This window comes from Allobosea sp., assembly GCF_030695125.1.
Taxonomy (GTDB): domain Bacteria; phylum Pseudomonadota; class Alphaproteobacteria; order Rhizobiales; family Beijerinckiaceae; genus Allobosea.
The window spans coordinates 549082-562196 of the sequence record NZ_JAUYTP010000029.1; the positions used below are offsets into that span (position 1 = coordinate 549082).

The 13115-nt window shown below is 69.1% G+C and carries 10 protein-coding genes; 1 reads left to right on the forward strand and 9 read right to left on the reverse strand.

Annotated features, from left to right (window positions below; all coding sequences use genetic code 11):
• Positions 1-40: 40 nt before the first annotated feature.
• The 8 genes from Q8S38_RS11050 to Q8S38_RS11085 all read right to left on the reverse strand — a co-directional run bounded on the left by Q8S38_RS11050 (position 41) and on the right by Q8S38_RS11085 (position 11165).
• Positions 41-919 (reverse strand): DMT family transporter, encoded by an 879-nt coding sequence (locus tag Q8S38_RS11050; RefSeq protein WP_305680462.1) that lies wholly within the window; start codon positions 917-919, stop codon positions 41-43.
• A gap of 69 nt (positions 920-988) precedes the next feature.
• Positions 989-2395, reverse strand: coding sequence for an amidase (locus tag Q8S38_RS11055; RefSeq protein WP_305680463.1), 1407 nt, complete (start codon positions 2393-2395; stop codon positions 989-991).
• 1 nt (position 2396) lies between these two features.
• Complete coding sequence (locus tag Q8S38_RS11060) at positions 2397-2585, reverse strand: hypothetical protein (RefSeq protein ID WP_305680464.1); 189 nt, start codon at positions 2583-2585, stop codon at positions 2397-2399.
• A 32-nt stretch (positions 2586-2617) separates the two neighbouring features.
• Entirely contained in the window at positions 2618-4036 is a 1419-nt protein-coding gene (locus Q8S38_RS11065; protein ID WP_305680465.1) for an amidase, read from the reverse strand.
• 8 nt (positions 4037-4044) lie between these two features.
• Positions 4045-4236, reverse strand: coding sequence for a hypothetical protein (locus Q8S38_RS11070; RefSeq protein ID WP_305680466.1), 192 nt, complete (start codon positions 4234-4236; stop codon positions 4045-4047).
• A 38-nt stretch (positions 4237-4274) separates the two neighbouring features.
• On the reverse strand, positions 4275-5699 hold the full coding sequence (locus tag Q8S38_RS11075; protein ID WP_305680467.1) for an amidase: 1425 nt from the start codon (positions 5697-5699) through the stop codon (positions 4275-4277).
• Positions 5700-5798: 99 nt separating this feature from the next.
• Complete coding sequence (locus Q8S38_RS11080) at positions 5799-7379, reverse strand: ABC transporter substrate-binding protein (RefSeq protein WP_305680468.1); 1581 nt, start codon at positions 7377-7379, stop codon at positions 5799-5801.
• A 492-nt stretch (positions 7380-7871) separates the two neighbouring features.
• Positions 7872-11165: an autotransporter domain-containing protein gene (locus tag Q8S38_RS11085; protein WP_305680469.1), complete on the reverse strand. Its 3294-nt coding sequence runs from the start codon at positions 11163-11165 to the stop codon at positions 7872-7874.
• Positions 11166-11394: 229 nt separating this feature from the next.
• Here Q8S38_RS11085 and Q8S38_RS11090 point away from each other — a divergent pair, with 229 nt between their 5' ends.
• Positions 11395-12300 carry a MarR family transcriptional regulator gene (locus tag Q8S38_RS11090; RefSeq protein WP_305680470.1) on the forward strand — a complete coding sequence of 302 codons (906 nt, stop codon included), beginning with the start codon at positions 11395-11397 and terminating at the stop codon, positions 12298-12300.
• Between the two features lie 50 nt (positions 12301-12350).
• Here Q8S38_RS11090 and Q8S38_RS11095 read toward each other — a convergent pair whose 3' ends face one another.
• Positions 12351-13073 carry a SapC family protein gene (locus Q8S38_RS11095; RefSeq protein WP_305680471.1) on the reverse strand — a complete coding sequence of 241 codons (723 nt, stop codon included), beginning with the start codon at positions 13071-13073 and terminating at the stop codon, positions 12351-12353.
• Between the last annotated feature and the right edge of the window lie 42 nt (positions 13074-13115).

The following is a 13115-nucleotide window of genomic DNA, read 5'->3' on the forward strand; positions in this document are numbered from 1 at the left end:
ATGCCCGCAGGCCTGCGGGCGGCGAGGGGCCGGGCTCCGGCTAAAGCGGAACCTGGCGACGCTTGCGGTGCTCGTCCTGGAAGATGAAGACGGTCGCGCCCATCACGATCGCGGCGCCGACCAGCGCCCAGCGATCGGGAATCTCCTGGTAGGCGAGCCAGGCAAACAGCGCGATGAAGGGCAGGCGGGCGAAGTCGAAGGGCATGACCGTCGAGGCCGGCGCATTGCGCAGTGCCAGGAACAGCGTCAGCCGGCCGACGAACATCGCCACCGCCATCACCACCAGGAACAGCATGATGTCGAAGGACGGCGTCCGCCAGTAGAGCACGGCGGGGATCAGCCCGGTGACCACGGGGATCAGGGTGGTGACGGCGACGATGCGGCTGGTGCTCTCGATCTGCGTCAGCCGCTTCGAGATCAGGTAGCTCGACGCCATCGAAAGGGTCGAGATCATCAGCGCGATGGTCCCGGCGTCGAGCGCGACGAAGCCCGGCCGTGAGATCACCATCACGCCGACGAAGCCGACCATCACCGCCGCCCAGCGGCTGCGCGAGACGGTTTCGCCGAGCAGCACGCCGGCTAGCGCCGTCACGATGATCGGGGCGGCGAAGGTCATTGCGGTGGCCTTGGCCAGCGGCACATGGGCAAGCGCATAGAACCAGGTCAGGTTCGAGACGCAGCCGACCGCGGTCATGATCGCATAGAGCCTGCGCTTCTCGCGCCGGTCCGGCAGTGGCGTGCCGCCCCTCAGCTGCGGCCAGACGAACACGAGCATGATCAGATTGGTCAGGAAGCTGATCTGGAACGGATGCAGCTCGGTCGCGATCTGCCGGACCAGCGAATTGCCGCCCGCCAGGAAGGCCGTACTCAGGATCATCCAAAGGATGCCGGCCTGGACGGTGTTGCGGGCCTCGACCATGGCTCAGCAGGTTCCTCTGCGGCTTGCGTGAGGGAGACGGGCGGCCCCGACGGGCCGCCCGACCAAGAGTCAGGCGGCGAGCAGGGCGGGCCGCGTCACACGCCACTGAGTCGCCTGCTCATAGGCGTGGCCGAGCTGGAACACAGTCGTCTCGGCGAAGGGGTGCCCGGCGAGCTGGATCGCGACCGGCAGGCCCGTTCCCGCCTCATAGCCGGCGCAGAGCGCCAGCGCCGGGAGGCCCGTAACGTTGAAGGGCATGGTGATCGAGGGCTTCTGGTACATCAGCCATTTCGGCACCTTGTCGATCGCCTGCGCCGGGAAAGGCGAGCCGGCCGTCAGCAGCACGTCGACGCCGATCATCGCCTCGGCGACGGCGGCGCAGAGCTCCTGCCGGCGCCGCAGCGCCTGGACATAGTCGGCGCCTGTCAAAAGCCCGCCCATGCTGATCCGGTCGCGCGCGATCTCGCCATAGAGTTCCGGCGTCGCCCGCAGATCCGCCTGGTGGATCGCGAAGGCTTCCGACGACATGATGATCAGCCCCACCGCGGCGAAATCCATCAGCGGCGGCAGCCTCACCTCCTTGATCACGCAGCCGAGCGACTTGTAGACCGCGATCGCCTGCTCGATCGCCGCCAGCACGGGCGGCGCCGCCTGATGGTCGGTCTCGTGGAAATGACGGATCACGCCGATGGTCTTGCCCTTCACCGTCTCGTCGAGCTTTTCGGTGAAGTCCGGCACCGCCACATCGGCGCAGGCCGGATCGAGCGGGTCATGGCCCGCCATCGCCTGCAGCATCAGCGCCGCATCCTCGACCGTCCAGCACATCGGCCCGGCATGGTCGAGCGATTGCGACAGCGGGAGGATGCCCCTTCGCGAGAGCAGCCCATAGGTCGGCTTGATGCCCGCCAACCCGCACAGCGAGGACGGACTGCGGATCGAGCCGCCGGTGTCCGAGCCGGTCGCGCCCAGCACCATGCCGGCAGCGACCGCCGCGCCCGAGCCGGATGAGGAGCCCCCCGTGGTCCGGGCCGGATCCCAGGGGTTGCGCGCGGGCGGCGTGAACAGGTCGAAGGAGGGCCCGCCGATTGCGAATTCGAAGGTGCCGAGCTTGCCGGTGATGACCGCGCCGCTCGCGCGCAGCTTCGTAACCGTGAAGGCGTCCTCGGTCGGCACGCGGCGCTTCAGCAGGTTGGAATGCCCCGTCGTGGCCACGCCAGCCGTATCGTAGATGTCCTTCAGCCCGACCGGAATACCGTGCATCGGGCCGCGCGGCCCGCTTGTCCCGATCTCGACTTCGGCCGCCTCGGCCGCTTCCAGCGCCAGCTCCGGCGTGAAGGCGACATAGGTGCTCAAGCTGGCGTCGAGCGCCTCGGTTCGAGCGATGCAGGCCTTGGTCAGCTCGACCGGCGAGAGCTTGCGCTTTGCGATCAGCGTCGAGGCCTCGCGGATGGTGAGCAGCGTGGGATCGCTGACCATCTCAGCGACCCGCCGGCGCGAAGATATGCGCGGGCTCGGCATCATAGCCGCGCGGCTGGCGTACGCGCTCGCGCATCGCCTGCAGCATCATGTAGGCGCTGCGCATTTCCTCCATGTTCGCAGGGCTGACGCTGATGCCGGCCCGGTCGAGCAGCACCTGGAAGGCTTCGGTCGAGATGGTCTCGCTCATGATCGTCTCCGGGAGAGGGGAATGCGGGGCCGTCACTCGGCGGCGAGCGCCTGCTGCGCCCATTGCGCCGGGCGCAGATCGCGGAAGGCCGTGGCCTTCTCGAAGGCGCTGCCGACGCGCAGCACGAGATCGTCCTGGAAGGGCCGCCCGACGATCTGCATATTCAGGGGCAGCCCCGCCGCCGAGAAACCCGAACAAACCGACAGCGCCGGCGAGCCGGTCAGGTTGAAGACGCGGGTGAAGGAGGGCCGGGAGCGCGACATCATGTTGCCGAGGTCGCCGAGCTTGGGCGCCACGCCCGGCATGGTCGGACAGATCAGCACGTCGACGCTCTCGAACACGGTCGCGATCTCGGCGATCAGCCGGCCGCGCTCGCGCAGCGCGTTGACATAGTCGCAGGCGCGGATGAAGGCGCCCATCATGATGCGCTGGCGGGCAAGCTCGCCATAAAGCTCAGGCGTCGCCTTCAGCGTCTCCTCATGGAAGGCGAAGGCCTCCGAGCGCGAGATCAGGGCGGCGACGTCGCCATATGCCGAGAGCGGTGACAGCGTGACGTCCATCACCTCGCAGCCCAACTCCCGGAAGGTCACCAGCGCCGCCTCGATGCCGGCCTTGATCTCGGGGTCGATCTCGGCGTCGCTCTCGAAGAAATGCCGGACCACGCCGATGCGCAGCCCCTTTACATCTTTCTGCACGGAACCGGCGAAGTCGGGTTTGGCGACGTCGGCGCTGCCGGGGTCGAGCGGGTCGTGCTGCGCCAGCACCTCCATCATCAGCGCGCAATCCTCGCTGGTCCAGCACATCGGCCCGCCATGGTCGAGGCTGAAGGAGAGCGGCAGGATGCCCCGGCGGCTGACCAGACCATAGGTCGGCTTCAGGCCGGAAATCCCGCACCAGGCCGCCGGCCCGCGGATCGAGCCGCCGGTGTCGGTGCCCATCGAGCCCATGGCGAGCCCGGCCGCGATCGCGGCGCCCGAGCCGGAGGAGGAGCCCGCCGGATCATGGGCGAGGTTCCACGGGTTCTTCGCCGGCGGCCAGGGCAGGTCGAAGGAGGTGCCGCCGATCGCAAACTCCCAGGTCGAGAGCTTGCCGAGGAGGATGGTGCCCGCCTCCGCCAGGAGCCGCGTCGTCGTCGCATCCGCCTCGGGCACATGGTCCTTGTAGAGGGCGGAATGGCCGGTCGTGGGGATGCCCTTGGTGTTGTAGATGTCCTTCAGCCCGATCGGCACGCCATGCAGCGGGCCCTTGTAAGCACCCTTCATGATCTCGCCCTCGGCCTTGCGCGCGGCCGCCATCGCCTGCTCGGGCAGCACGCGGATATAGGCGTTGAGCTGCCCGTCAAAGGCCTCGATCCGGGAGAGATAGGACGCGGTCAGTTCGACCGGGGAGAGTTTCTTCGCCTTCAGCAGCGGAGCGGCCTCGGCGATGGTCAAATTGTGCAGCGCGGTCATGGCGGCCCTCACTTGGTCCAGAGCCGGAGCGCGTGGATGGGCTCCTGCAGGTAGCTGCGCTTGACCCGGATGTTCCGGGCGGCGGTTTCCAGATCGGCGACGGAGCCCTTCAGGGACTCCAGCGTCTCCGGGCCGACCCTCAGGCCGTATTCGGCGAGCTTGGCCTCGATCGGGATCGGCGTGGCGGGCGTGTCGGTCATGGCGGCCTCCGGGGCGAGGATGAAAAGGCGAGCGGCGGCTATTCGGCGGCGAGGCTCATCGGCGCCGCGGCCTCCAGGGCAGGCCGGCGCGCGCGCCAGGCGGTCGCGGCCTCATAGGCCTGGGCGGCGCGGTAGATCGTCGCCTCGCCAAAGGCATGGCCGGCGATCTGGACCGAGAGCGGCAGGCCGGAGGCCGAGAAGCCGCAGCACATCGTCAGCGAGGGCATGCCGGTGACGTTGAAGGGGATGGTCAGCGGCGGCTTGCTGAACAGGCCGAATTTCGGGATTTCGGTGATCACCGGGGCGGGCGTCGCGGTGGCCGCGGAGACGACGATGTCGAAGCGCGCCATCGTCTTGGCGACAGCCGCGACCAGTTCCGTCCGCATCCGCAACGCCTGGACATAGTCGCTGGCGTCGATCAGCCCGGCCAGCAGCAGCCGGTCGCGCAGGATCTCGCCATAGAGCTCGGGCCTCGCCTGGATGTTGGGCTCATGGATGGCGAAGGCTTCCGAGAGCAGGATCATCATCCCGCAGGCGGCGAAATCGGCCAGCGGCGGCAGCGTCACCTCCTCGACCGTAGCGCCGAGATCCGCCAGCGTCGTGGCCACCCCGGCGACCGCGCCTTGCACCTCGTCCGTGGCCTCCGCCTGCGCCCCGAGCGAGGGCAGATAGCCGACGCGCAGACCCTTCACGCCGGCGCCCAGCAGCGCCTCGGGCATGGGGTCGGGCCGGTCGGCGCTCGCGGGGTCGAGCCGGTCATGCCCGGCGAGAACCTTCATGAGGAGGGCGTTGTCCTGGACCGTCCAGGTCATCGGGCCGATGTGGTCGAGGCTCTGCGACAGCGGCAGCACGCCGCGCCGCGAGACCAGCCCATAGGTCGGCTTCATCCCGACGAGGCCGCAGAACGCCGCCGGCAGGCGGATCGAGCCGCCCGTATCGGTGCCGAGCGCCGCCGGCACATAGCCGGCCGCCACCGCGGCGCCCGAGCCTGAGGAGGAGCCGCCGGTGAAATGCGCGAGGTTCCAGGGGTTGCGCGCCGGCGGGAAGGGCAGGTCGAAGGAGGGGCCGCCCATGGCGAATTCATGGGTTGCCAGCTTGCCGAGGATGACAGCGCCCGCCGCCTTCAGCTTCTGGGTGACGAAGGCGTCGTCGGTCGCCCAATTGTCGATGAGCTGGTGCGAATGGGCGGTGGTGCGCACGCCCTTGAGGTCGATGATGTCCTTCAGCCCGACCGGCACGCCATGCAGCGGCCCACGGCTGATCCCGGCCATCACCTCGTCCTCGGCCTTCTTGGCCTGGGCGAGGGCAAGATCGGCGGTCACTTCGATGAAGGCATGGGTCATCCCGTCGAGCGCGGCGACGCGGGCGATCAGCGCCTTCGTCAGCTCGACCGGGGAGACGGTCTTGGCAGCGATCCCTTTGGCAAGGTCTGCGACGGTCATGAAATGCAGCGGAGCGGACATGGCACGGGCCTCCTGACGGACGGTGGCGGGCGGCGGGATCGAGCAAAGGGTGGCGGCGGGGGCGGGCCGGGGAGGAAACCGCCCCCGCGCCGGTGACGCTCAGTCGAGGCTGATCGTCACGAAGTCCTGCATCCAGCTCTGGGCCGGCACGAAACCCTTCACCTTCGGCGACATCGCCCGCGGATTCAGGTCGTGGACGATGAAGAGCCGCCCGGCCTGCTCGCTGACGATCTCGTGCAGCCGGGTGAACATGGCGAGCGACTTCTCCGGCTCGAAGGTGTTCATCGCCTGCACCGCCAGCTCGTCGAACTCCTTGTTGTCGAACCAGCCCCAGTTCAGCCCGCCGGGCGCGCGCCTCGCGGTCGAGAAATGGCTGATCATGCCGGAGACGGGGTCGACCGAGCCGAGCGAGATATTGATCGCGTCATAGGTCGGCGCGCGCTCCCAGCCCTTGAAGAACAGGTCGAGCAGGGCGTTCCAGTCGAGCACCTCGAACTTGACCCGGAAGCCGACCGCTTCGAGCTGCGCCTTGACCAGCTCGTTCATCGGCAGCGGCTGCATCTGGCCCGAGCCGGAGGTCGAGATGCCGACCGTGATGGCGCAGGGGTAGCAGCCGGCCTCCTTGAGCAGGGCCGTCGCCTTCTTCGGGTCGTAGGGGTAGGTCTTCGGCTTGCCGTAGATCGCCTGGTAGGGGGTGAACAGGGCCTCGCTTGCCTCGGCGATGCCGCCGAGCATCTCGACCATCTCCTTGCGGTCCATCGCATGGTTGGCCGCCTGGCGGACCTTGATGTCCTTGAAGGCGCCGCGCTGGAAATTGAACTGGTAATGCCAGTTGTGCGGATAGGTCAGCGTCGTCACACGCATGCCCGCCGCCTTCAGTCGCGGTAGCGTATCGGGCGACGGCGCCTCGATGAAATCGACCTGGCCCGAGAGCAGAGCCGCCGCCCGCGTCGTCGCCTCCGGCATCGGGATCAGCACCATGCGGTCATGCTTGGGCGTGCGGGCCGGGTTCCAGTAATCGGGGTTGCGCACGAGCTCGAGCCGCTCGCGGGGCACGACCGAGCCGAACTTGTAGGGGCCCGACCCCTGCGGCGACTGCGCATAGACCTTGTAGTCGTAGCCCGCCTTCTCCAGCGCGCATTTCGAGATCACGAACCAGACGGCCATGTTGTAGGGGAAGACCGATTCCGGGACCTTGGTGTCGACGGCGATGGTGTAGTCGTCGATCTTGACGGCGCCGGCGACGTTGACCGTGCGCGAGCGGTTGCGCGCGAAATGGACGGGATTGAACTGCGGCACCTTGTCGTCGGTGATGCGCGCGATGTTCCAGAGCGCGGCCTCGGCATTCCAGGGGCAGCCATCGTGGAACTTCACGTCGCGCCGCAGCTCGAAGATCCAGCGCTTGGTGTTGGTGGGATCGGGATACCATTTCGAGGCCAGCCCCGCCGTCGGCACCGCCTCGCGGTCCGAGCGCGTCAGGTCCCAGTTCAGGAAGCTGTCATAGAGCGAGAAGCCGACGAAACGCTGGCCTTCCGCGCCCTGATCGGGATGGCCGGTCCAGTCGGGAATGTCGCCGGCGGTCATCGCGACGCGAAGGACCTTTTCCTGGGCGAGTGCCGGGGCGGATGGCGCCAGCGTCAGCGTGGCGCCGATGGCGAGCGCGGCGAGAGCCGCCGACACGCGGCAGGTCAGGCGGGAACGGGGTGTTGGGATGGAAGCCGGGAACCGCATGCGAAACCTCCGGACGGGATGGGCGAGCCGCGATGCGGCTTGATCCGGGCTGTGCAATGCGCGTGCCAAGGCCAATAAATTGTATCCAATAATAGAGGGGGCCGCGGGAGATGTGGGCCAAAAACGCGATCTGACAGAGGTTGGCGCTGGGGGTCGCGATAGATTGCATCCAGAAATCCTGCCGGCAGGCGGCGCGGGATGGGGTGAGGTCGCCCGTTCGCGTCATGGCAGCCCTGCACAGTCGTTCTGGGCAGCGTTACACTGGTCGCGACCGGGTGGCGGCGCACCGCCTCGCCGCAGACGCGATCGGGGTCGGGCGTGGCTCAAGATGGATACAATTTCGGTCGTGTGAATGGAATTTGGGCAGGCCGGAGGGCCGTGCGGGGCGTCGCCGCCCTGGCGAAGCAGGGTGGCCGTCGACAGCCGCGGCTTTCGTCCCGCTCAGAAGCTCCAGCGGATTTGGGCGGAGCCGCCATAGCGGCGCGTCCTGACCGACACTTCGGCGTCGCCGCGCAGACCGAGGCTGACACGATCCGAGATCGCGGCGTCGAGCCCCGCGGCAAGCAGCGCGCTGTCGGCGTCGGGTCGCGCGCCGCGCGTGACGAAGGCGGAGCCCGGCAGGGCGGAGAGGCTCGCCGTGATCTGCGCGTCGCGCCGGTGGTAATGCGCCCAGGCCGCGCGGAGATGGCCCCGCACCGGCACGCCTCCGACGACGGCTTGCGCCTCCACTTCCAGACCCAGTTCAGAGCGGCTGGCGATGTCGCTGCGCCCGGCGACCGCCAGCGCCGCGGCCTGGCTGCCGAAAGCGGGGCGCTCGACGAAGGTGGGGGTCCGCACCGCCACCGCCTGCAGCGCTGCCAGTGGCGAGACGGTGAAGCCGGAACCCACGAGGACAGGCAAACGCGCCTGCAGCCGGCCGCTCCACGCCGTGCTGGCATAGGACGAGACCAGCCCGCCGCCGAGCACCGGGATGCTGCGCGAGACGTCGGTGTCGATCCGGGCAAAGGCGGCCGCCGCCGAGAGATCGAGCGCGCCGAGCTGCGTCATGCCGTAGAGGCCCGCCTGCACGACGTCGCTCTCGACCCGGCCGAGCCCGCCCGCCAGAGAAGCCCGCGCCTTGCCGCCCGCCACGGCAAGGCCGGCGAGGCTGTTGGCGCCAAGCCTGATGTCGAGGCCGGCCGCCATGTGGGCCTCGTCGAGATCGCGGCGCGCCGTGCCGAGCCGGGCCGAGCCCTCGCTGCGGCCGGCGCCGCCGGAGGCCGATCCCCAGAGCGCATAGGACGGCGGGGCGAGCCGGCCCGGAGCGAGCGGCGCATCGCTCACCGCAACCGATCCGGAGCTGAAGCTGGCGAACCCCGGTCCCGGGGTACCGGGAGAGAGGCGCCCGGCCAGGCCGCTGTCGAGCATGGTGGCCAGGAACTGGCCGGACAGGCGGTGGCCGATCGCGGGCGTGGCGGCATGGACCTCGCCTGAGAGCTGGTTCACCGCCGCCGGGATCGCCGCCGCCGGCAGGTTGTAGAGCGGAAACAGCGCCGAGGGGTCGGCGCCATCGGCCACCACACGGTCGATCGCCGTGGCGACGGCGAGCGCATTGGGCGATCCCGTCGCGCCGGCTGGCGGTGTCAGCGAGCCCGCTGGTGGCGCTGTGCCCGGATCTCCCGAGCCCGGGGTCGAGGGATCGGGCGCGCCCGCACCGGGCGACGTCGGGTCGGTGACGATCGGCACGAGCGGGCGCGGCGTCAGCGTCAGTTGCACGTCCTGGGTTGTATAGCTCACCGTCGAGGTGACGCCGTCGCCGAAGCTGCCTGTGGCATCCACCGTGCTGAAGGTGCCGCTGCGCCCGCCCGCGGCCGAGAGCAGCGTGTAGGGGCTGTTGAAGCTGTAGCTGCCGCCGAGCGGCACGAGCTGCAGCCGGCCCGCCAGAGCGGCGGTTCCCGTCACCACGATCCGGTCGGCGAGCGGGCCCTGCAGCTCGGCGCGATAGGTCGAGGCCGCATCGAGCGTCAGGTCGCCGTCGATCGTCAGCGTCCCCGGCGAATTGCCAGGCGACAGCGTGCCGCCGGCCACGGTGACCGAGGGAACCGTGCCCGAGCCGCCGAGCGTGGCGCCCGCATTGAGCGCGACGCCGGAGGAGTTGGCGATCGAGCCGTTCACCACGAGCGTGCCGCCATTGACCGTGGTCGCGCCGGCATAGCCGTTCACGCCCGAAAGCGTGAGCGCGCCGGTGCCGGTCTTGGTCAGGCTGCCATTCCCGTCCGGCCCGAGATCGCCGGCGAACTGGCTGTCGCCATTGCTGCCGCCGACGGTCAGCCGGCGCCCGGTGCCGAACGTCACCCGGGTATCCGCAGACCCGGCGAGCGCGCCGATGCTCTGGTCTCCCGTGACGAGAAGGCGCGAATTGGCCCCGCTGAGGGTCACGACCGCCAACGGCGACAGCGCGTTGGGGTTGACCGCCTCGAAGCCCGCTCCGCCCGAGATGGTGATCGCGCGCGAGTTGGGCAGCGTTCCCCCGGGGCCGATCCGCAGCAGACCGCCCGAGACATTGGTTGGGCCGGAATAGGAGCTGGCCCCGGTCAGGTCCTGGCTGTTCGCGCCGGTCTTCGTCAGCCCGCCGGTCCCGGTGATGGTGCCGGCGAAGCTTGCATTCCCGCTGCCCCCGAGCGTCAGCATGGCGAAGCCGAGCGAGACGCTCCCGCCCGCCGTTCCGGCCAGGCTGGCGACGCTCTGGCTGAAATTGGACAGCGACCAGGCGCCGCCGTTGACGGTGACCGCGGTCGCGGCGGGCAGTGCATTGGCGGTGCCCATCCTCAGGGTGCCGCCATTGACGATCGTCGCCCCGGTATAAGTGCTGACGCCGGCCAGCGTCAGCGTGCCCGTACCCTCCTTGGTGAGCCCGCCGCCGCTGCCGGAGATCTCGCCGTCGAAGGTCGAACTGGCGTTCTGCGAGCCGGCGGTGAGGCGTGATCCCAGCCCCAGCGCGATCACCCCGCCGCCGCTCAGCCCGTTCACGGCCAGGGCGGAGTTGAGCCTGTAGGTCCCGTCGACCTGAAGGTTCGTCGCCGTCTCGACGACGGCGGGATTATTCGTGGTGAGCGTCCCGCCGGGCCGGACCTCGAGCGTGCCGATGCTGGCGCCGACGCCGGTCCAGACGGTGTCGCCCGAGAAGATCAGGCGCGACGGGCCGGTGATGCCGGTCGAGAAGGTGCCGCCGCGGATGGACAGCGACGCGGAGGCGCTGCCGATTTCGCCGCTGCCTTCGAGGCGCCTGATCACCGCATCGAAAGCCCCGAACTGGAGCGTCGCGCCGGCATTGATCGTGAACAGGTCGATCGAGTTCCCGAAATCATCGATCCCGAACGTGTTGGGGCCGCCGGCGACGACATTGCCGCCCTCGATGATCACCTGCCCGCGCAGGCCGCCCACCCCGTTCCAGCTGGTCACGGTGATATTCCCGGTATCGCTGGTCGAGCCGAAATAGAGGATCGCATCACGCCCGAGGTCCCCGAAGGACACCGACAGCGTTCGCCCCGCGACGGCCGAGAGGCGCGCCACGGAACCGTCCTCGGTCATGACCCGGCTCCCCAGCACGACGTCGTCCAGCGCGCGGATATGGCCGGCGGTGCCGATGAAGGTCAGCGTGCTGAAGGGATAGGGGTTGTCGGTGGAAACCTCGCCGAGGCCGCCGACATTGCCGTTGCTCTGGGCCTGGGCGGGGGCCAGACCGGAGCATGACACGGCCAACGCCGAGAAGAGAATGAAATAAATCCGGTCAAATTTGATGTATTCTGCAGAACAGAGTCTCTTCTTGCCAGTTTCAGGCCCCTTGGTCAGTATCGAGTTGAGGCTGGTACTAGCAAAGAGGCGCATTGCAGATGATCTGTCGTTTGAGTCGGTCGGCTGAGACAGCGCATTACTCCGGTCTCGGCACCGGGCGGCAAAGTCCAAACTTTGCAGGTATGTCGCGATGAGTGATGTCTGCGAGCCGACAAGCCGGCCCGGCCCGCTGCATCCGGCCATCCAGGCCCATCTCCAGGCACCGGTCTGGACCGATGCGGCGGCGCTGATCGGCGGACCCGCCTTTCGGGAGGTGGTGCGGGACTACTGCCTCGCGATGATGCAGCCGCCGGAGATGGCCTGGCCCGCAGACAAGTTCTTCGGCCAGAAGCTGCGCTATCTCGTCTCCTTCGCCCTGATCGGCCAGGACGCGCTCTGGCGCCGCAACGGGGGCGCACTGCCGACACTGTCCGCGCTGCAGCGCGCGGCCCCCGCCAGCGCCCGGCAGATCGCCGCCCTCGTCGCGGCGCTGAAGCTCGGCGGCTATGTCGTCGCCAGTCGTGCCGCATGCGATCGGCGCGCGGTGCGGCTGAAGCCGGCGATGGCGCTCCTGCGCGAGATCGGCCGTTCGCCGCTGGCCTTCCTCGCGGCGTCGGAACGGCTGGCGCCGGCGCCCCGGCCGCTCGCCACCCGGCTGAGCGAGGACGAGGTCGCGCTGGCCGACTGGCTCGGCCGGTCCTACGACCTCTTCGTGGAGCAGGATCTCTACTTCTCGCCCTTTGCGAACATCGTGCGGTTCACGGAGCAGGATTGCGGCTATCCGGTCCTGTCAGCCGTGCTCGGCGCGCATTACACGGCGAGCACCGGGGCCGGAGACCCGATCCTGCTCTCCTATGGCGGGCTGGCGGAGCGCTTTCGCGTTTCGCGCCAGCATATCGGCAACCTCTTTCGCGAGGCCGAGCGCCGCGGCTGCTTCCGGGTCGATCCCGGCGGCCGCGCCGTCGCGGTCGCGCCGGATTTCCTGTGGGAGTTCGAGACCTGGGCCGCCGGGCAGATCGCCCATCATCGCCGCACCGCAGAGCAGATCCTGGCCTGACAGGACCGCTGCGGCGCCGCCCGCGCCTGGCAGGCGCGGCTGTGGCTGTCTCAGGCGCGCGGCACCGCGCGCTCGCCGAGGAGGGCGAAGTTGGCCAAGCTGATCAGATGCGCATAGATCGGCGCGAGATAGCCCTTGTGCTTCAGGTCGAGCAGGGTTTCGTCCGGCTGCGCGTTGAGGCGTTCCTCGCTGATCGCGGAAAAGCCTGAAAAGCTCGAGCTTGAGCCATCCGGCGAGCGGATTTCGACGGTGATCGTCTGGAACAGGTCGAGCGCCTTGAGCGCGGCCGTGAAAGCCGCCGTGGCCTTGGCCGCTTCGGCATATTCGGCCACGAAAGCGACGACGCGCTGCAGCGCCTCGGTCGGCTCTCCCTCCTCCGTGAACAGCCGCTCGCCCTCGCTCTCCTGCAGCCCGGCGAACCCGCCATCGATGCAGACGATCTGCTGCTGCGCCGACACCTCCCCGCCGATGAAGGGGTAGCGCCGCAGATAGGCCGGCGCGTGCAGGCCGCGCCAGCGGCCGTCCGCATCGACGAGCCCGTTTTCACCCGAGCGCATCCCGACCATGAACAGGGGCGAGACGCTGTCCTGCTCCTCGAGGAACAGGATCGGCATGTCGCGGCAACCGGCTGCGAATTCCGCCATCAGCGCCGGCAGCACATGGCTGCGGGCGGCGAAGGCATAGGGCGCCGCGGTCGGCGCCAGCCGGGACTGGCGGTGCGTGTCGCGGTCGAGCACGGCGATGCTGGAATAGAAGAGCGGCAGGGGGGTCATGATCCGATCCTTGGCGGAAGGCTGAGGGGTTCGATGGTCGGC

Coding starts and splice junctions, on each gene's coding strand:
- Q8S38_RS11065 (WP_305680465.1), bottom strand. CDS start 4,036: ATGACCGCGCTGCACAATTTGACCATCGCCGAGGCCGCTCCGCTGCTG.
- Q8S38_RS11075 (WP_305680467.1), bottom strand. CDS start 5,699: ATGTCCGCTCCGCTGCATTTCATGACCGTCGCAGACCTTGCCAAAGGG.
- Q8S38_RS11055 (WP_305680463.1), bottom strand. CDS start 2,395: ATGGTCAGCGATCCCACGCTGCTCACCATCCGCGAGGCCTCGACGCTG.
- Q8S38_RS11070 (WP_305680466.1), bottom strand. CDS start 4,236: ATGACCGACACGCCCGCCACGCCGATCCCGATCGAGGCCAAGCTCGCC.
- Q8S38_RS11095 (WP_305680471.1), bottom strand. CDS start 13,073: ATGACCCCCCTGCCGCTCTTCTATTCCAGCATCGCCGTGCTCGACCGC.
- Q8S38_RS11050 (WP_305680462.1), bottom strand. CDS start 919: ATGGTCGAGGCCCGCAACACCGTCCAGGCCGGCATCCTTTGGATGATC.
- Q8S38_RS11090 (WP_305680470.1), top strand. CDS start 11,395: ATGAGTGATGTCTGCGAGCCGACAAGCCGGCCCGGCCCGCTGCATCCG.
- Q8S38_RS11060 (WP_305680464.1), bottom strand. CDS start 2,585: ATGAGCGAGACCATCTCGACCGAAGCCTTCCAGGTGCTGCTCGACCGG.